Raw genomic sequence first — 17,640 nt, 5'->3', positions numbered from 1 at the left:
TCATCGTGGGGGAGCAGGTGCCGGCATCAGGGGATCAGGCGTCCGGGAGTCAACCGGCGGCGCACGAGCCGCTCCTGCTCGACGAGCCGAGCACGGCCGACCTGCGGGAGAAGGTGACCCAGGCGTGGCGGGACTTCGCCGCCGCGCTGGCCGCCATGCTGCCGACGCTGCCGGCCGGTGCACAGGTGGAGCTCACGCTCGATCCGACAGCGTCCGGCACCGGCGACGCGATCTACTCGGTGGATGTCTCGATCGGCCTGCAGGACCGGTTGACCGCGTCGGCGGTGAGCAACGCCACACTGCCGCCGGACTACCGGATGGACCGCGACGCCGTCGCCGAACTGGTCGCGCTCGGCTGGTCGCCGCCCGGGGTGGTGCCGGGTTGCGGTGACAACTTCGGGCTGGCCACGACGACCACCGACGTCGCCCGGCTGGCCTCGGTGATCACCCACACGCTGCGCCAGGTCTACGGTGCCCCGCATCCGGCCTTCGTCGTCTACTCGGTGGGCGACGACAGCGACTCGCCGATCGAGGTCGAGCCGCTCGGCACCGCCCGACCGGCGTCGTCCCTCGGTGACCATTTCGGGCTGCCGACCGGCGACCCGGTGCCCGGGGACGGTGACGACGGTCCGGGTGACGCGCTGCCGCTCGACGATCGGGTCCGTACGGTGGTCGCGACGATGATGCGCAGCACCCCGGAGCACCTGCACGTGGACGCGGACGGCGACATCGGGATCCGGGCCGGCTCGGCGATGGTTTTCGTCCGGATCCGGGACAATCCACCGCTGGTGGACGTCTTCTCACCGGTGCTGACCGAAGTGGAGCCGACCGAGCAGTTGTACGTGAAGCTGTCCGAGTTGACCAACCGGATGCCGATCGGTCGGCTGTACTGCACCAACGACACGGTGTGGGCGTCCGTACCGGTGTTCGGCCGCAACTTCCAGCCCACTCATCTGATGCTCGCGGTGCAGGTGATGACCGGTCTCGCCGACGAGTTGGACGACCGGTTGCACGGCGAGTTCGGTGGCAAGCGGTTCTTCGGCGACGGGGACAAGCCGTCCCGGGGCGACACCGGGGATCACCGCACCGGCATGTACCTCTGACCTGACCGGGCACTTGCCGGACAGGTCAGAGGGTCGGGCACGGGCCGGTCAGGCCGGTGGGTCGGGGACGGCGACCGGCGGTGGTGCGTCGACCAGCCGGGAAAGCACGATCATGCTCTTCGTGGCGGTGACGAACGACTCGGCCCGCAGCCGTTCGAGGGCCTGTTCCAGGTGCGCGATGTCGGCTGCCCGCAGGTGCACCAGGGCGTCTGCCTCGCCGCTGACCGTGTACGCCCCGACCACCTCCGGGTGCTGGCGGGTGGCCGCCGCGATCTGGGCCGGTGTGGTCCGCCCGGTGCAGAACAGTTCGATGAACGCCTCGGTGGTCCAGCCGACGGCGGACGGGTCGACGACGGCGGTGAAGCCGCGGATCACCCCGGCCGCCCGCAGCCGGTCGACCCGGCGTTTGACCGCCGGGGCGGACAACGACACCCGGGCGCCGATGTCCGCGTAGGACGAGCGGGCGTCGGCCACCAGCGACGCAATGATTCGCTGATCCACGGCGTCGATCTGCAACGTCTAGCCCTTCAGGCGCAACGATCAAGACTTCTTATTGTGTGACAGCATACCTACTCTTGGTTCCCGTGACCCACGTGCGCGCTGCCGCCGGGCAGCCCCGGACGTACCTGATGTGTCCGCCGGAGCACTTCGCCGTCGAGTACGCAATCAATCCGTGGATGAACCCGCAGTTGCCGGTGGATACCGAACTCGCCGTCAAACAATGGGAAGGGCTGCGCGAGACGCTGACCGGTATCGGGCACCAGGTCCGGCTGCTGCCGGCCCGCGCCGACCTGCCCGACATGGTGTACGCCGCGAACGGTGCATTTTCCGTCGACCGCACCGTCTTCGGTGCCCGGTTCACCTATCCGCAGCGGGCCGCGGAGGCCATCGCACATCGGGAGTTCTACGAGGAACTCGGCTGGCGGTACGTGCGGCCCACCGAGACCAACGAGGGCGAAGGCGACTTCACCTACCTCCCGGGGGCCTACGGCGGCACGATCCTCGCCGGCTACGGGTTCCGTACCGACCCGGACGCGCACCGCCGGCTCCAGGAGACGCTGAGCCGGCCGGTCGTGTCGTTGCGCCTGGTCGACCCGCACTTCTACCACCTGGACACCGCGCTGGCCGCCCTCGACGACGAGACTGTCGCCTACTACCCGCAGGCGTTCTCCCCCGCGTCACAACGGGTACTCCGGCAGTTGTTCCCCGGCGCGGTGATCGCCGACCGGTCCGACGCGCTGGCCTTCGGGCTGAACTTGATCAGCGACGGCCGACATGTGGTGGTCAACAGCGAGGCGACCGGGATGGCCGGCAAGCTGGCCGCCGCCGGCTACCAGCCGCTGCTGGTCGAGTTCACCGAGCTGCACAAGGGCGGCGGCAGCGTGAAGTGCTGCGTCGCCGAACTGCGCGGCTGACCACGGCACCGGGCCAGCCCGGCGCGTGCCTGGCCCAGCGTGGCGTGGCGCTCAGCCCAGCGTGGCGAGCTCGGTGATCAGCACGTTCGACAGCACCGGACCGTCGCGCAGCACCTCACGCAGATACCACTTCTGCTGCGGCGTACGCGGCTGGTTGAACTGCCACAGCCCACGCGGGCTGTCGATCTGACCCACCCGACCGAGCGCCAGGTTCAGCTCCTGGGACGAGACACCCGGTCCGGCGGACCGGATCGCCTTGTCCAGTACCTGAGCCGCGTCGTAGGACGACATCGCGTACGTTGTCGGCGACGCCCCGTACCGCTTGCGGTAACCGGTAGCGAACTGCAGGTTAGCCGAATTGTCCAGGTCAGCCGAGTAGTTGAGAGCGGTGACGATGCCACTTGCCTCCTCGCCCAACTGGTCGATGACGTTGCCCTCGGTGAGGAAACCCGGACCGTAGATCGGACCTTCGAAGCCGGCGTCGCGCAGTTGCCGGATGAACTCGACAGCCGCCGAGCCGGTGAAGTGGCAGTAGACCGCCTCCGGATCCCGGAAGATCACCTCCTGGATCGGCTCGGTGAAGGTGTCCCGACCCGGATTAGGGGTGGCGTTGGCCCAGATGACCGCCCCGGAGATCCGGTCGTCGCTGGCGCCGAAGCCTTCCCGGAACCCCTGCACCACGTCGCGGCCGGCGGGCTGGTCGGCGGCGACGATCGCCACCTCGCCGTTGGCGGACACCTCTTGGGCCAGGTAGCCGCCGAGGGCGAGGCCGGGCTCGTCGGCGACGTACGAGGTGCGCCAGATGTAGACGACGCTCTGCAGGCTGCGTGGCGAGGCGTTCGAGCCGATCAACGGCACCCGGGCCTCTTCCACGGCGTCCCGGATGGCGAGCATCACCGCGGAGTTGGCCACCCCGGTGAGCGCCAGCACCTGCTGCTGGAGCAGCGAGTCGACCGCCGCCCGCCCGGACTCGGGGGTCTCCCCCTCGTCGGCGATCACCAGGTCGACCGGGCGGCCACCCAGCCGCTGCTGGTGGGTGTCCAGGTAGAGCTGGAAGCCGTTGAGCATCTCGTCGCCGATCGGCTTGTAACCGCCGGTCTGCGGGACGATCAGGCCGATGCGTACCGGCCGGTCGCTGACCAGGCCGTCGTCTTCGCTCGAGTCGTCACCCGCGCCGACGCTGCAGGCACTGGCCAGCCCGGTGGCGCCGAGCGCGGCCAGCAGCTTCAGGGCTTGCCGGCGGTCGATGTGCGGCACAGGGGTGGTCCTCTCCCATGGGTACGACGGTCGGTCGCGCAGGTGGAGTGCGCCGACGGTGGCGAGCTGGTCGACGGTCCACTCGGCGTTCTACCCGCTCGACTGCGTCCAGTCAATGCTAGGTGATCTGCCGGTTCACGCCGCCGACGGGCAGGCAGCGTGACCGGGGACCGACGGGCGGCGTGATCGGGGGACCGGCGAGCGGCCGGCCCTGGTGCTGCGTCAAGATGGAGCCTATGACCGAGACGTCAGGCTCCCCGGAAGAGACCAACGAGTCCGGCCCGGCGGCTGGCCGGCCCGGCGCGGTGGTGGTGGTCGGCCCGGACGGGCGACCGGTCGGCACGGTGAACGCCGGCGGTGCCGGCACCGGTGCCCCCGGCGACGCCAGCGGGGCCACCGGTGCCGGCGACGAGCCGGTCGACCCGGAAGACCCGTCGCAGTTGATCGAGCAGCCGGCCAAGGTGATGCGGATCGGCAGCATGATCAAACAGTTGCTGGAGGAGGTCCGCGCCGCCCCGCTCGACGAGGCGAGCCGGCAGCGGCTGCGCGAGATTCACCAGCGTTCCATCACCGAGCTGGAGGACGGCCTGGCACCGGAGCTGCGCGAGGAGCTGGCCCGGATCTCGCTGCCGTTCGAGGACGGCGCCACCCCGAGTGAGAGTGAACTGCGGGTCGCCCAGGCCCAGTTGGTCGGCTGGCTGGAAGGGCTGTTCCACGGCATCCAGGCGGCGCTGATGGCCCAGCAGATGGCGGCGCGGCTGCAGCTGGAGCAGATGCGTTCCGGCGGGCGGCCGGCACTGCCGGTCGGCCCTGGTGGGATGATCCCCGGCATGCCGGGGCAGCCGGGCCAGGCCGGTCAGCCGGGCGAGGGCGGCGGCACCCGCACCGGCCAGTACCTCTGACTCTGCGCCAGCAACTGCTCCAGGTAGGCAGCCACCCCGTCGTCGGCGTTTGACGCCGTCACCGCGTCCGCGATGTCCTGCACCGTCGGGTGGGCGTTCGCCACCGCGACCGCCTGCCCGGCCCAGGTCAGCATCGGGACGTCGTTCGGCATGTCGCCGAAGGCGACCACGTCGGCGGCACCGATCTGCCAACGGGCGCAGAGCCAGGCCAGCCCGGCCGCCTTGGTGACCCCGGCAGCCGATATCTCCACCAACCCGGACTTCGACGAGTGGGTGGCCTCGGCCAGCCCGGCGAGCGCTCCGGCGACGATCCGGACGAACACTTCCGGGTCGTCGGTGAAGCTGCTGCGGGCCAGCAGTTTCACCGCCGGCGCGGTGAGCAGCTCCGCCGAGTCGGTGACCTGCCGGGCAGTGGGGTGATCGCTGTTCCAGTGCGCCGGCCAGTCGGTGCCGTGCCGCATCAACCGGCCATCATCCACCTCGACGGCGAAGACCACGTCCGGGACTTCGGCGCGCAGTCGCCGGGCGACCTCGGCCATGATCTCCGGGGCGAGCGGGTCGGCGCGCAGCACGGTGTCGGTACGCGGCTCGTAGACCACGGCCCCGTTGGCACAGACCGCCGGCACCGGGGCCTGTAGCTGTTCGTAGACGGCCGGCAGCCAGCGCACCGGCCGGCCGGTGACCAGCACCACCTGCCCGCCGCGCAGCTGGAACTCGTCGAGCGCGGCGGCGGTCCGGGCACTGAGCGACTTATCGGGCCGCAGCAGTGTCCCGTCGAGGTCGGTGGCGACCAGACGTGGATGCACTTCCATCTCCGGACAGTAGCCGGTCGAGGTAAATCGCTACGCCGTCATCATCATTACGCAGTGTAACCTCATCGGCGGCGCGGCGTACTGTCGGGTGGGCGTTCGACACCGCCACCCGCGACCACCCAGCCCAGGCGAACATCGGCAGGTCGTTGGGCATGTCGCCGAAGACCAGCACGTCCGCCGGGTCGACGCCGAGCGACTCGGCGACGACCGCCAGACCGCTGGCCTTGTCGACGCCGGGCGGACAGATCTCGATGAAGCCCAGCCCGGCCTGGGTGACCGTCGCCAGCGTCGGTGGGACGATCTGCACCGCGGCGGCGAGCAGCGCGTCCACGTCGTGCGACGGCGTCCGGGCGAACGCCTTGATCACGTCGGTGGCCAGGCACTGCTCCCGGGTACGGGCCTCGAACCGCTCCGGGTAGCGCCACTGCGGGTCGAAGTCGCCCCACAGCGGCGCCTCGTGCTCGTCGGACGCTTCGACCATCACGATCAACGGACCCACTGCCGCCTCCAACTCGGTGATCAGCTGGGCCAGCACGTCGGCGGGCAGCCGCTCGTCGCGCAGCACCCGTACGCCGGTCGGGTCGCTCTGGTCGACCACCCGCCCGCCGCCGGCCATCACCAGATAGTCGGCGGCTCGGATGTCGTTGCGGGTCAATTCGATCAGCCGGGGTCCGCGGCCGGTCGCCCCGACGACCGGGATGCCGAGGTCGCGGGCACGGTCGAGCACCTCATGGGTGTACGCGGAGACGGTCTCGTCGCTGCGGACCAGAGTGCCGTCGAGGTCGGTCGCGATCAACTTGGGTAGACCGGGGCGCGGCATGCTGTCCTCCTTGATCCCCCCATGGTCGACGGGTCAGCAACCGTACCTCGCGTACCGTGACCTGACCATGACTTCCGTGCAAAGACCGCGTGCACACTGACCGGGCGCCAAATCCGCCGGCCACCCGGTCACCCGGTCACCGTCGACGATCCACCGGAACACGCAAGGGTGCCGCTGATCACCCGGCGAGTGGAGGGCTGGGGTACGTAGTTCCGCAAGAATTACGTACCCCAGCCCTCCACTCGATGTCACTCAGCCGGGGTCCGGCGGCCGCCAGAGCCAGCGCAGCGCATCCGGCAGCAGTACCCCAGGGTGGTTCGGGTGGTGCCCGCCGTCGCCGAGCACCAGCCGGAAGTCGTACCCCGCTTCCGCCAGCGCGGCCGCAATACGCAGGTTGCTGGCGAACCAGTTGTCATCCGATTCGTTCCAGTTGATGTCCCGGTGTCCGGCCTGCAGGAAGATCCGCAACGGCTTGCCTAGGGTGTCCCTGATGAGCTGCGGATAAAGGTTGCCAGTTGGCATCTGGACGAAGCTGGACAGGCAGCAGAGCACCCGGCGGAACCTGTCCGGGCTCAGCCAGGCGACAGTGAAGGCGCAGTTGCCGCCGCTGCTGATGCCGCAGAGCCCCCACTGATCCGGGTCATCGGTGATCGAAAAACGCTCTGTCACCTGCGGGATGATCTCGTTCAACATCGCCGGCCGGGTCCAGGTTCCACCAGCCGTCCTGGAACACCAGCAGGGCGGCAGGGCGGGATGGGTCGTAATGCGCCGGCAGGTGCACCCAGAACTTGCGCACCTACCCGGGTAGACGGCGCTGTCCGTCCAGTCGAACTCGATGGTCCGGCCGGCCGGGACACCAGGTAGGCGTAGCGAGTCGGGGCCGTGCAGGTACCTGACGTCGGACTGGTCGACCGGCAACTGCCGGAACGGCACGTCCACCCGCATCGTCCGTACCCCCAGTTGCGCCGCCGCGCCGGGAGCGGTCAGGCGGTGGCCTGGGGTTCGAGGACGTCGCGGCCGCCGAGGTAGGGCTGCAGCGCCTTCGGTACCCGTACCGAGCCGTCCGGCTGCTGGTGGTTCTCCAGGATCGGGATCAGCCACCGGGTCGTCGCCAGGGTGCCGTTGAGGGTGGCCACCGGCTGGGTACGGCCGTCAGCGTCGCGGTAGCGGATGTTCAGCCGGCGGGCCTGGAAGGTGGTGCAGTTCGACGTCGACGTCACCTCGCGGTAGCGGCCCTGCGACGGCACCCACGCCTCGCAGTCGTACTTGCGGGCCGCGCTGGTGCCGAGGTCGCCGGCGGCGACGTCAATCACCCGGTACGGGATCTCGACCTTGGCCAGCATCTCCTCCTCCCAGGCGAGCAGCCGCAGATGCTCGTCGTGGGCCTGCTCCGGCGGGCAGAAGGAGAACATCTCCACCTTGTCGAACTGGTGCACCCGCAGGATGCCGCGCACGTCCCGGCCGTACGACCCGGCTTCCCGCCGGAAGCACGACGACCAGCCGGCGTAGCGCACCGGCCCGTCGAGGGTCAGGATCTCGTTCGAGTGGTACGCCGCCAGCGGCACCTCGCTGGTGCCGACCAGGTACAGGTCGTCGGCTTCCAGCCGGTAAATCTCGCTGGCGTGCTCGCCGAGGAAGCCGGTGCCTTCCATCGACTCCGGCTTGACCAGCACCGGGGTGATCGTCGGGGTGAGGCCGTACTCGACGGCCTGGGCGATGGCCAGCTGCAGCAGACCGAGCTGCAGGAGCGCGCCGACGCCGGTCAGGTAGTAGAAGCGGCTGCCGGAGACCTTCGCGCCGCGCTCGACGTCGATCGCGCCGAGCGCCTCGCCGAGCGCCAGGTGGTCGCGGGGATTGTCGATGTCGGGGCGCTCGCCGACCTCCCGTAGGACGACGTAGTCGTCCTCGCCGCCGGCCGGCGCACCCGCCTCGATCAGGTTGGGGAAGGCCAACTGCGCCCGGCGCAGCGTCTGCTCGGCCTCGGTGGCGGCGGCTTCGGCCGCCTTCACCTGGGCCGACAACTCCTTGGTACGGGCGAGCAGCTCAACCTTCTCGGCCGGTTCCGCCCGGGGCAGTCGCTTGCCGAGCTGCTTCTGCTCGGCGCGCAGCGCCTCGAAGGCCTGCACCGCCGCGCGGCGGGTCTCGTCGGCGGCAATCAGATCGTCCACCCGGGACTCGGACTCGCCGCGGGCACGCTGGCTGGCACGGAAGAGGTCCGGGTCGTCACGGAGCAGTCGGAGATCGATCACGGGATTCAACGATACCGGCCCACCGCGTCGACCCGCGCGCAGGTTTTCGGCCGGCTCACCAGCGGGGCGTCTGGTGCGGCGGGTTGTCCGGCCGGACGAACGGGGCGGTCGGCCCGACCGTCAGATCGGCGGGCGCACCCCCGCCCGGTTCCGCAGCGGTGTCCTGTGGCCGACTCCACGGCAGGTCGGTCGGGGCGGGCGCCGGATCGTCGGTCGTCGGCTGCCCGCTTTCCTCAGGCACCCGACCAGGGTCGACGCCGCCGTCGATGGCGATACCGCCACTCCCAGTGATGCCGCCACGACCGGCCGTGGTCCGCCCGGCCAGGTACAGCGCCAGCAGCAGCGCGCCGACGCCGACCAGGCCGGCGGTCACCGCAGTACCACGGCTGACCAGCACCTCCATCTCGGTGGGAACCTGCAGCGACGACCTGATCAGCTCGTCGCTGTTCAGCATCACCGTGACCAGCAGCGCGACCAGCCCGGCGCCGATCGTCAGCCCGGCGATCCGGGTGTCGGGGCGGTTGCGGTGGGAGCCGAACAGCGTCAGGGCCGCACAGACCAGCAACGCCAGCAGGCCGAGCAGGTACCCGGTGCCGAAAGTGCCGAGGTCGGCGAGCCGCACAGCGGCGGCGTAGGGACTGCCGGTTCCGACGTCGACCCCGGGGATCTCGAACGCCAGCCACTCACCGCCGAGCGAACCGGCAGCGGCGAGCACCCCGACGGCGGCGAGCAGCAGGCTCGGCAGGTTGCCGCGGCCAGCCGGGCCGAACCGGGTACCGGCAGCGGCGCGGGCCCGCTCGACGGTCGAGGCGGTGGCTGCGGTCGCGCCGGACAGCCGCTCACCGATGGCGGTCCACCTGCCGGGGCCGGGGCCGGGGCTCGGTCCGGACCCAGGACCTGGGCCGTCGGCCGGCGGGGTGGCGTCGCCGCCGAGCTCGATCACGGCCGGCTGGTCGGCCGGCGGGCGGGGCAGGGCGGGTTCCGCGCTGCGGCGGCCGTCGTCGGGCATCGGGTCCTAGCCTCCTCGGTGACCTTGCACGGGCATCGTCGCGTCGGGCATCGAGGTGAGCTAGCGTCATGCCCATGCCTATCCGTACCGCATCTGCCCGCTGGCAGGGCAATCTGACCGAGGGTTCTGGCACTATCCGCACCGGGAAGGGCGGGTACGAAGGGAACTACTCGTTCCGGTCCCGCTTCGAGGAGGGCGAGGGCACCAACCCCGAGGAGCTGATCGGCGCCGCCCACGCTGGCTGCTTCTCGATGGCGTTCTCGAAGGGTCTGGCGGACGCCGGGTTCACCCCGACGTCGGTGCAGACCACCGCAAGTGTGCACCTGGACAAGACGGACGCCGGGATGACCGTCACCCGGATCGACCTGGAGACGGTGGGCGAGGTGCCCGGCGTCGACCCGGAGACCTTTCAGAAGCTGGCCGAGGCGGCGAAGGCGAACTGCCCGATCTCCCGCCTGCTGTCGCCGGGTGCCGAGATCACTCTGAACGCCAGCCTCTCCGTCTGACCGCCCGCCCACGACTCCACCCTGACGATCCTGGGCTTGTCCGGCACCGTCGGACGATTTCGCGTTTTGCCGATACCTGGACAAGCCCGGGATCGATACCAGAGCAAGCCCGGTGATCGATACCCTTGCAGGCCCGGAAACGCCTCGGGGAGCCGGTGGTGCGGCAGAATGGACCGATGCCGGTCGACATGAGCCGCGAGCGCTTCGAGGAGCTGGTCGGGGAGGCGCTGGACGAGGTCCCGGCGGAGCTGCTGCGGCTGATGAGCAACGTGGTGATCCTGGTCGAGGACGAGACCCCGCCGGGCGAGCCGGAGCTGCTCGGTCTGTACGAGGGACACGCGCTCACCAGTCGGGGCTGGGACTACGCTGGCGTACTCCCGGACCGGATTCTCATTTTCCGGCACCCGATCCTGCGGATCTGCGCGACCGAGGCCGACGTGGTCGACGAGATCGCGATCACCGTGGTGCACGAGATCGCCCATCATTTCGGCATCGACGACGAACGGCTGCACGACCTGGGCTGGGGTTGACCCAGGATGGTCCGGCCGGGCGATGACGTGCGGTTGCGCGGGTTACCTACCCTTCGGTCGATCAACCTGACCAGGAGGAACCCATGCGCAGTGCCCTGTTCTCCGCCGATCACCTGGAGAAGGAGTCCGCCCAGCCCGGGTTGCGGCTGCAGAACTCCAAGCTGCTGAAGATCGAGCTCAACGGCGAAGCGATGGCCCGGACCGGTTCGATGGTCGCCTACCAGGGCCACGTGCAGTTCCAGGCGCTCGGCTCCGGCGGTCTCGGCAACTTCATCAAGCAGAAGCTCACCGGCGAAGGCGTACCGCTGATGAAGCTGACCGGCCAGGGTGACGTGTTCCTCGCCAACGAGGCCGCTGACGTGCACCTGATCGACCTGGAGCCGGGCGACGCGCTGTCCATCAACGGCTCCAGCGTGCTGGCCTTCGACTCCACGCTGCAGTACGACATCCGGATGGTTCAGGGGATGGGCTTCGCCTCCTCCGCAGGGCTGTTCAACTGTGTCTTCACCGGGCAGGGCCGGCTCGCCATCACCACCAAGGGCACTCCGGTCGTGCTCTCCGTCGACCAGCCGACCTACGTCGACCCGCAGGCCGCCGTCTGCTGGTCGGCCAGCCTGCAGACCGGCTACCACCGGGCCGAGCAGCTGGGCATCGGTACGCTGCTGGGCCGGCGAACCGGGGAGGCGTTCACGATGAGCTTCGCCGGTCAGGGCTTCGTGATCGTGCAGCCGTCCGAGGAGCCGCCGGTGCGCGGCGCCGGCCAGATCCCCCAGTAGCCCGGCCGACGCGCGGGACGCGCCGGTGACTGACCCCGCTGGCGGTGTCCGCTCGGCTCAGTCCAGTTGGCCGGCGCGGATCCGGGCCAGCCAGGCGGCTGCCTGCGCATACTCGTCGTCGTGCCGGCCGGCCGGCCCACCCGTGGTGCGGCCGCCGGCCGCCGGCGGCCAGTCGTGTCGCGGGTAGGAGCCGAGGAACCGTACGTCGGCGCAGACCCGGCGGAGCCCGCGCAGCGCGTCGCCGAGCCGGTCGTCGGCGACGTGCCCGGAGCAGTCCAGGAAGAAGGCGTACCGGCCGAGTGCCTCCCCGGTCGGCCGGGACTCGATCCGGGTGAGATTGACCTCCCGGACGGCCAGCTCCATCAGCACCGCGAGCAGGGCGCCGACCCGGTCGTGGGCGATGTAGACCGCCAGGGTGGTGATGTCGTCGCCGGTCGGGGCCGGCGGCGGTCCGGGGCGCCGGACCAGGACGAACCGGGTCACCGCGTCGGCGTGGTCGGCGATCTTGTCGGCCAGCACGGTCAGTCGGTGGCCGCTGGCACCGATCGGCGCGCAGATCGCCGCGTCGTACTCACCGGCCGCCGCGCCGACGGCCGCCGCGCCGTTTGACAGTACGTCGACCACGGCGGCGTTAGGCACCTGCCGACGCAGCCAGGACCGGCACTGGGTGGACGCCTGCGGGTGGGCGGCGACGGTGCGGATCTGCTCCAGCGTCGTGCCGGCGGGTGCGGCCAGCACGAAGTCGACCGGCAGCACCACCTCCTGGGTGATCACGAGCGGCTGGCCGTTGGTCAACTCGTCGAAGGTGACGCCGACCGCTCCGCCGACCGAGTTCTCCAGCGGCACCAGGGCCGCGTCGACGCTGCCGGCCCGGACCGCGTCGAGCGCCTCCGGCACGCTGCGCGCCGCGACCCGCTCGCCCTGTCGAGCCGCCGGAATGGTCAGCAGAGCCTGCTCGGCGAAGGTGCCCTCGGGGCCGAGGAAGGCGAATCGGGTCGGCGCGGGGACGGACATGCCGGCCAGCTTACGGAGTGCTGGGTGGGATCGGCACCGACTCGCAGGCGAGGGTACGGATCCCGGCCGGCGCGCCGACCCGGACCGGGATGACGCAGACGTCCGTACCGGCGGTGACCAACGTGAACGAGGTCGGCGACCCTTCGGTGACCACCTGCAACGGCTCCCTGGACGGGATCTGCACCACGGTGTACTGCCAACTGCCGGCGCAGCGGGGTGCCACCGGCACACTGACCTGGACGCCGGCCGGTAGCAGCCCGTCGGTGCGGCGCAGCAGCGCCACCACCTGGGCGGCGGATGGCCGCCCGGCGCAGTCGACGGCGACGGCGACCGGGAAGCCATCGGCCGTCGGGGAGCTGCTCGGGGTGGCCGACGGCGGGTTGGACGGCTTCGGTGTGGAGGTACCGGACGGTACGGTCGGCGACGGCGTGCCGGTCGGTGCCGGCACCGCGTCCGCCGTCGGTGCGCCGATCCCGGGCGGCCGACCGCAGCCGGCGACCATCGATACGCCGACGAGTGCCGCGCTGATCAGCAGCAGTCCGCAGCCGGCGCGCCGGCTGGGGTGCCGGCTGCCAACCCAGGACCGTCGACGTGCGGACAGCACCAACTCATGGTACGGCTGCGCCGGCGACCCGGTGGCCGCTGCCGGTCAGCGTAGCCAGAGCTTCGGACAGTCGGACGGTCGGCACCAGCAGATAGTCTGTGTCGAAGGTCGAGAATGCCACGATGTTGACCCGGGCTTCAGCCAGCGGACCGGCGAGCGACGCGAGGACCCCGGTCAGCGCGAGGTCCAGCGGCCCGACCACCCGCAAGCAGCGCCACGGCGTCTCGACTTTGGCACCGGGCGGCACCCGGTCGGTGCGGCAGATCACCGACACCTCGTCCTCGGTCCAGGTCACCGAGACGACCCCGGCGGTGGGGCCGGCCAGGTATTCGGCTGGCAGCGAGGACCCGGCCGGTAGGCGGCAGACGGCGTACTCCGCTGGCAGCAGGTCCAGGTCGAGCATGAGGGCAGCGTACGGCAGAGGCGTCGACCGGCGGGCCGGTCATCCGGCCGAGTACGCGGTGGTGATCGGTGCGAAGAAGGTCAGCGACCCGGTCACCTTCTTGCCGATCCACACCGGGGTGGCGATCGCGTCCACCGTGCCGTCGCCCTGGGCGGTGGCCGCGGCGCTGTCGACTCGCAGCAGGCCGCGGGCGAGCCGCCCGGAGCTGAGCGCGAGCAGCGGCGGGATCTTGTCGATCTCGGTCTCGTCGAGCTCGCCGCGTTGCGCGGTGAAGTCGACCAGCCGCAGGCCGGCCAGCAGCGGCCGGCCTTCGACCTGGCCGGGTTCGCCGAGACCCAGCAGGTCGCAGCAGGACCGGGAGATCGCGGCGACGGTCAGATCCTGGCGCAGGACGAGACACGGCTCCAGTGCGGTAGCGGCGGTGGCCACCCACAGCTGGAAGTTGTCCACGCGCATCGGCTCGATCGGCTCGCGGGCCTGGGGGACCAGCGGTTCCGAGATCGAGAGCTCGACGTGCGCCACCCGCGCCTCCCCTGACTCAACCGGACAACAGCAACGCTATCCGGTCTCTGCCGGGTCCGTCGACTGATGCCGAGCAGGCTCCGGATCGGACAGACCGGGGTGAACGGGTGCAGTCGTCACAAGCTGGTCGGCAGCGGGACGTACGCCGTAGTGAGGTCGTCAGCGCCTTCGTCCCGAAGGCTACCGCCGGCTGGTCGGCTTGTCAGCGGCTGAACGGCCGGCCCCGTACCACCGGTAGTCGGTCGCCGAGCGGTACGGAGCGTTCAGCCAGGTCTCCGGGTGCCGGGCCACCTGGTACAGCTTCTCGGCGGTGGCCGAACTGATCCGGGTGCCCCCGGCGATGAGCAGCCGGTCCAGCTCCCGATGGGTGGTGACCATGCACTCCTTGGGCAGCCCGTACACGCTGATCACCCCGGAACCGACGAAGGTGAGCACCGGGGCGACCGGGATGGTGTGCCCGACCGCGGCGGACATCGCCTTGCTCGCCCGCTTGGCGTCCCGGCGGGCCTCGGCGACGTACGTCGGTCGCTTGCCGTTGATCTGCACCACGTCACCGGCGACCAGGACCCGGCTGCGGCCGTGGTCGACGACGGTGACCGCGAAGAGCCCGCTGGGCCCGATGGCCAGGAACCCGGCACGTTCCTCACGGCCGGCGGTCTCCAGCCCGAGCACCCGATCCGGGCTGTCGGTACGCGGCCAGTTCACCACGTGCCAGGACGGGCCGAGCTGGTCCAGGCGGTTCAGCGCGCGGGCGCCGGCCGCCTCGATCCGCTTGGCGCCGCGCTCGGCCCGACGGCGTCGGGCCCACTCCATCGGCGACGGCCGGATCGCCTCCAGCGTGCCAGGTGGGGACTCCTCCATGGCCCGTTCGTCCGCTCGGTGGGGCAGCGCCCGTTGGGCGGGCAGCACGCGGCGCTCATGGAAGACAGTCATCACGACCTCCGGCAAAGGTCCCCTGGACGATGGACTACCAACTACCGTACGTGGCGACACCGGTACTGAAGCAAGACGCCAGGCCGGAGTGAGTAGGGATGAATGCCCTATTCACCCCACGACTCTTTCAACAGATGGTGCCAAACGACTGCCATAGGCTGCGAGTGTGACGCACTACGTCGACAGTGAGGTAGGCCACCTCCGGGTGGTCATGCTGCACCGTCCGGGCAGCGAACTGGCCCGGCTGACCCCCCGCAACAGCGGGGCCCTGCTCTTCGACGCGATCCCCTGGGTCGCCGGCGCCCAGGCCGAACACGACGCGTTCGCCGCAGTGTTGCGCGAGCGCGGCGTCGAGGTGCTCTACCTGGAACAACTGCTCGCCGAGACGCTCGCCGCCACCCCGGCCCGCGCCGAGGCCGTGGCGACGGTACTGGCCGGCCGCCGGTTGGGCGAGACCCTGCGCGACCGGGTCGCCGAGCAGCTCGCCTACCTCGACCCGGCCGGGCTGGCCCGGGTGCTCGTCGCCGGCCTGGCACGTGGCGAACTGCCCCGCCGCGACGACCGGCCGGCCGGTCTGGTGCATGCCCTGCTGCGCGAGCACGACTTCATCATCGACCCGCTGCCCAATCTGCTGTTCACTCGCGATTCATCGGTCTGGATCCGCGACCGGGTCGCGGTGACCAGCCTGGCGATGCGCGCCCGCCGCCGGGAGGGCCGGCTCACCGACCTGATCTACCGGCACCACCCCCGGTTCGCCGGGACCGAGCTGATCCACCGGCCGGACCAGGAACACGTCGAAGGCGGCGACGTGCTGCTGCTCGCCCCTGGCGTACTGGCCGTCGGCGTCGGCGAACGGACCACACCCGCCGGGGTGGAGCGGCTGGCCCGGCGGGTGCTCGGCGACGGGCTGGCCCACACCGTCCTGGTGGTGCCGATCACCCAACGGCGGGCGACCATGCACCTGGACACCATCTGCACGCTGGTCGACGTGGACGCGGTGCTGATGTACCCGCCGATGGCTGAGGAGCTCGCCGCGTACACGGTGATCCGTACCGCCTCGGGCGACCTGCAGGTCGCCGGACCCGCGCCGTTCCTGCGGGCCGCCGCCGACGCGATGGACATCGACCGGCTCCGGCTGGTCGGCACCGGGCTGGACCCGGTCACCGCGGAGCGGGAGCAGTGGGACGACGGAAACAACACTCTGGCGCTGGCCCCGGGGGTGTGTGTGGCGTACGAGCGGAACACGGCGACCAACACACAGCTGCGCCGGGCCGGGATCGAGGTGGTGACGATCCCCGGCGCCGAGCTCGGGTCCGGCCGGGGCGGCCCACGGTGCATGTCGGCACCGCTGGTCCGCGATCCGCTCCGGCCCGACTGACCGGCTGCCGGGTCAGCGCAGCGTGAGCTGCCGGCCCAGCAGGCCCTGCCGGGACCGGCGGGCGGCGGCGTCGAGCGGATCGGTGACGCTGGCCGCCGCCGCGAGCCGCTCGGCGAACTCGGCCAACGGCTGCTCCCACTCGGCGGCCTCCGGCCCGGACGGCAGGTCCCACACCGGCACCAGCAGCCCGTGGGCCCGGAACATCCCGGCGAACCGGGTCTGCGGCCCCATCGGCAGGTCACCGGCGGCGCTCAGCCGGGCCAGCGTGTCCAGCGTCCGGTCCTCGTCACCGGGCAGCACCCAGCGCACGTGCGCCCGTTCCCCCACCCGGCACCAGTACGCGGCGGGTGCCGCCGCCATCCGGGTCGTCGGATAGATGGACGCGTCGGCCCGCTCCAGGGAGGCCTGCACCGCCGGGTTGGCGGCCGCTTCGGGCTCCACCCAGAACGCGAAGCTGTCGTGCACCTGGACCGTCAGCGCCCCGTCGGCGAGCACGTCCTGCAGCCGAGGGCCGGGGCCGGGCAGCGGCGGCACCGGCACCGTGCCGCCCGGTTCGGTCTCCAGCGCGGCCAGCAACGCCGCCGCCAGGTCGCGGGAGACGTCCCCGGACTGGGCGTGCCGCTGAAGCCCGATCATGATCTGGCCGTCGGCTCGGACTACGGCCGGGGCCGCCATCGGCAGTACGGTGGACAGCGTCACCGTCCGGTCGGCGTACTTGCCGGCCAGCTCGGGTTCGAGGGTCAGCGGCGCGGTGGCCGCCGGGACGAGTTCGCGCAGCGCGACCCAGTCCGGCTCGTCGGCCAGCCCGGCGAACGGCCGGGGCACGAATACGTCGCGGATCTTCTCCCGCTTGCCGCCGCTGGCGGCCCGGTCCTGCTTTCGGCGCTTGCCCACGGCCAGACAGCCTAGAGGAACCGGCCCGCCGCCGAGGGATCCGCCCGGGTCCAGGTGGGGCGCGACCCGGTTCCGGCTCGGCTCAGCCCGGATCCGGCTCGCCGATCTCGGCCCAGACGCAGCGGCCGGAGCCGACGGGTTCCACCCCCCACCGGCGAGCCAGGGCGGCGACGATGCCCAGGCCGCGGCCGTTGGGCGCGTCCGACGGGGCGGTCCGGACCTGCGGCACGTCCCCGGACCCGCCGTCGGTCACCCGCAGCAGGACCGTGCGGCTGTGCCGGCGCGGGGTCAGCTGCCAGGTCACCCGGATCATCCCGTCCGGCAGCGGCCGGGCGTGCCGTACGGCGTTGCCGACCAGTTCGGCCACGACCGTCATCACGTCGGACAGGAGATCGGGGCGGATCCGGTCGGCCAACGTCCGGGCGAGCTGGTGACGGGCGGACCGGGCGCCGCTGGCATGGTGCGGTACCAGCACGCTCCATGCCCGTCCCGCCAGTGCCGAGGTCACGCCGC

The 17,640-nt window shown here is 71.3% G+C and carries 20 protein-coding genes and 1 pseudogene; 7 read left to right on the top strand and 14 right to left on the bottom strand.

What is annotated here, in order from left to right; all coding sequences use genetic code 11:
* Positions 1-17 precede the first annotated feature (17 nt).
* Positions 18-1,103, top strand: a complete 1,086-nt coding sequence (locus tag O7621_RS06300; protein WP_282233152.1) for a hypothetical protein — start codon at positions 18-20, stop codon at positions 1,101-1,103.
* Positions 1,104-1,151: 48 nt separating this feature from the next.
* Here the strand turns inward: O7621_RS06300 and O7621_RS06295 are convergent, their stop codons facing one another.
* Positions 1,152-1,619 carry an Lrp/AsnC family transcriptional regulator gene (locus O7621_RS06295; protein ID WP_282233151.1) on the bottom strand — a complete coding sequence of 156 codons (468 nt, stop codon included), beginning with the start codon at positions 1,617-1,619 and terminating at the stop codon, positions 1,152-1,154.
* A gap of 68 nt (positions 1,620-1,687) precedes the next feature.
* On the opposite strand from O7621_RS06295, the gene ddaH reads away from it, so the two are divergent.
* A complete protein-coding gene (ddaH, locus tag O7621_RS06290) occupies positions 1,688-2,518 on the top strand; it encodes a dimethylargininase (RefSeq protein WP_348775289.1) in 831 nt (276 codons plus the stop codon).
* A 51-nt stretch (positions 2,519-2,569) separates the two neighbouring features.
* Here ddaH and O7621_RS06285 read toward each other — a convergent pair whose 3' ends face one another.
* Positions 2,570-3,775: an ABC transporter substrate-binding protein gene (locus O7621_RS06285; RefSeq protein WP_282233150.1), complete on the bottom strand. Its 1,206-nt coding sequence runs from the start codon at positions 3,773-3,775 to the stop codon at positions 2,570-2,572.
* 236 nt (positions 3,776-4,011) lie between these two features.
* Here O7621_RS06285 and O7621_RS06280 point away from each other — a divergent pair, with 236 nt between their 5' ends.
* On the top strand, positions 4,012-4,677 hold the full coding sequence (locus O7621_RS06280; RefSeq protein ID WP_282233149.1) for a bacterial proteasome activator family protein: 666 nt from the start codon (positions 4,012-4,014) through the stop codon (positions 4,675-4,677).
* On the opposite strand, the gene O7621_RS06275 is transcribed toward O7621_RS06280, so the two are convergent.
* The 5 genes and pseudogenes from O7621_RS06275 to O7621_RS06255 form a co-directional block, all read right to left on the bottom strand.
* On the bottom strand, positions 4,632-5,489 hold the full coding sequence (locus O7621_RS06275; RefSeq protein WP_282233148.1) for an HAD family hydrolase: 858 nt from the start codon (positions 5,487-5,489) through the stop codon (positions 4,632-4,634). The genes O7621_RS06280 and O7621_RS06275 overlap by 46 nt on opposite strands.
* A gap of 4 nt (positions 5,490-5,493) precedes the next feature.
* A pseudogene (locus O7621_RS06270) lies at positions 5,494-6,309 on the bottom strand (HAD family hydrolase); the annotation flags it as partial.
* 252 nt (positions 6,310-6,561) lie between these two features.
* Positions 6,562-6,978 carry a hypothetical protein gene (locus O7621_RS06265; protein WP_282233147.1) on the bottom strand — a complete coding sequence of 139 codons (417 nt, stop codon included), beginning with the start codon at positions 6,976-6,978 and terminating at the stop codon, positions 6,562-6,564.
* Between the two features lie 314 nt (positions 6,979-7,292).
* Positions 7,293-8,558, bottom strand: coding sequence for a serine--tRNA ligase (serS, locus tag O7621_RS06260; RefSeq protein ID WP_282233146.1), 1,266 nt, complete (start codon positions 8,556-8,558; stop codon positions 7,293-7,295).
* A gap of 55 nt (positions 8,559-8,613) precedes the next feature.
* On the bottom strand, positions 8,614-9,567 hold the full coding sequence (locus O7621_RS06255) for a hypothetical protein (RefSeq protein WP_282233145.1): 954 nt from the start codon (positions 9,565-9,567) through the stop codon (positions 8,614-8,616).
* 74 nt (positions 9,568-9,641) lie between these two features.
* On the opposite strand from O7621_RS06255, the gene O7621_RS06250 reads away from it, so the two are divergent.
* The 3 genes from O7621_RS06250 to O7621_RS06240 all read left to right on the top strand — a co-directional run bounded on the left by O7621_RS06250 (position 9,642) and on the right by O7621_RS06240 (position 11,379).
* The gene (locus O7621_RS06250) at positions 9,642-10,073 is read left to right on the top strand and encodes an OsmC family protein (protein WP_123606752.1); all 432 of its coding nucleotides are present in this window, start codon (positions 9,642-9,644) and stop codon (positions 10,071-10,073) included.
* A gap of 176 nt (positions 10,074-10,249) precedes the next feature.
* Positions 10,250-10,603 (top strand): metallopeptidase family protein, encoded by a 354-nt coding sequence (locus O7621_RS06245; RefSeq protein ID WP_278173063.1) that lies wholly within the window; start codon positions 10,250-10,252, stop codon positions 10,601-10,603.
* A gap of 83 nt (positions 10,604-10,686) precedes the next feature.
* Positions 10,687-11,379 carry an AIM24 family protein gene (locus O7621_RS06240; protein ID WP_278173061.1) on the top strand — a complete coding sequence of 231 codons (693 nt, stop codon included), beginning with the start codon at positions 10,687-10,689 and terminating at the stop codon, positions 11,377-11,379.
* Positions 11,380-11,436: 57 nt separating this feature from the next.
* On the opposite strand, the gene pheA is transcribed toward O7621_RS06240, so the two are convergent.
* From pheA to O7621_RS06215, 5 genes are all read right to left on the bottom strand, one after another.
* Entirely contained in the window at positions 11,437-12,393 is a 957-nt protein-coding gene (gene pheA, locus O7621_RS06235) for a prephenate dehydratase (protein ID WP_282233144.1), read from the bottom strand.
* 10 nt (positions 12,394-12,403) lie between these two features.
* On the bottom strand, positions 12,404-12,997 hold the full coding sequence (locus tag O7621_RS06230; protein WP_282233143.1) for a hypothetical protein: 594 nt from the start codon (positions 12,995-12,997) through the stop codon (positions 12,404-12,406).
* Between the two features lie 4 nt (positions 12,998-13,001).
* On the bottom strand, positions 13,002-13,400 hold the full coding sequence (locus O7621_RS06225; RefSeq protein ID WP_278173055.1) for an ACT domain-containing protein: 399 nt from the start codon (positions 13,398-13,400) through the stop codon (positions 13,002-13,004).
* Between the two features lie 39 nt (positions 13,401-13,439).
* Positions 13,440-13,922 (bottom strand): hypothetical protein, encoded by a 483-nt coding sequence (locus O7621_RS06220; RefSeq protein ID WP_282233142.1) that lies wholly within the window; start codon positions 13,920-13,922, stop codon positions 13,440-13,442.
* A gap of 180 nt (positions 13,923-14,102) precedes the next feature.
* Entirely contained in the window at positions 14,103-14,855 is a 753-nt protein-coding gene (locus O7621_RS06215) for a hypothetical protein (RefSeq protein WP_282233141.1), read from the bottom strand.
* 166 nt (positions 14,856-15,021) lie between these two features.
* Here O7621_RS06215 and O7621_RS06210 point away from each other — a divergent pair, with 166 nt between their 5' ends.
* A complete protein-coding gene (locus O7621_RS06210; protein ID WP_282233140.1) occupies positions 15,022-16,233 on the top strand; it encodes an arginine deiminase in 1,212 nt (403 codons plus the stop codon).
* A 12-nt stretch (positions 16,234-16,245) separates the two neighbouring features.
* On the opposite strand, the gene O7621_RS06205 is transcribed toward O7621_RS06210, so the two are convergent.
* Both O7621_RS06205 and O7621_RS06200 read right to left on the bottom strand, forming a co-directional pair.
* On the bottom strand, positions 16,246-17,127 hold the full coding sequence (locus O7621_RS06205; RefSeq protein WP_282233139.1) for a DUF5926 family protein: 882 nt from the start codon (positions 17,125-17,127) through the stop codon (positions 16,246-16,248).
* 82 nt (positions 17,128-17,209) lie between these two features.
* Complete coding sequence (locus tag O7621_RS06200; RefSeq protein ID WP_282233138.1) at positions 17,210-17,635, bottom strand: ATP-binding protein; 426 nt, start codon at positions 17,633-17,635, stop codon at positions 17,210-17,212.
* Positions 17,636-17,640: the final 5 nt, after the last annotated feature.

Origin of the sequence: Solwaraspora sp. WMMD937, from assembly GCF_029581175.1 — a bacterium.
Taxonomy (GTDB): domain Bacteria; phylum Actinomycetota; class Actinomycetes; order Mycobacteriales; family Micromonosporaceae; genus Micromonospora_E.
This window is presented reverse-complemented; position numbering and strand designations above follow the sequence as displayed.

Coding starts and splice junctions, on each gene's coding strand:
- pheA (WP_282233144.1), bottom strand. CDS start 12,393: ATGTCCGTCCCCGCGCCGACCCGATTCGCCTTCCTCGGCCCCGAGGGC.
- O7621_RS06245 (WP_278173063.1), top strand. CDS start 10,250: ATGCCGGTCGACATGAGCCGCGAGCGCTTCGAGGAGCTGGTCGGGGAG.
- O7621_RS06280 (WP_282233149.1), top strand. CDS start 4,012: ATGACCGAGACGTCAGGCTCCCCGGAAGAGACCAACGAGTCCGGCCCG.
- O7621_RS06215 (WP_282233141.1), bottom strand. CDS start 14,855: ATGACTGTCTTCCATGAGCGCCGCGTGCTGCCCGCCCAACGGGCGCTG.
- O7621_RS06225 (WP_278173055.1), bottom strand. CDS start 13,400: ATGCTCGACCTGGACCTGCTGCCAGCGGAGTACGCCGTCTGCCGCCTA.
- O7621_RS06250 (WP_123606752.1), top strand. CDS start 9,642: ATGCCTATCCGTACCGCATCTGCCCGCTGGCAGGGCAATCTGACCGAG.
- O7621_RS06255 (WP_282233145.1), bottom strand. CDS start 9,567: ATGCCCGACGACGGCCGCCGCAGCGCGGAACCCGCCCTGCCCCGCCCG.
- O7621_RS06240 (WP_278173061.1), top strand. CDS start 10,687: ATGCGCAGTGCCCTGTTCTCCGCCGATCACCTGGAGAAGGAGTCCGCC.
- O7621_RS06275 (WP_282233148.1), bottom strand. CDS start 5,489: ATGGAAGTGCATCCACGTCTGGTCGCCACCGACCTCGACGGGACACTG.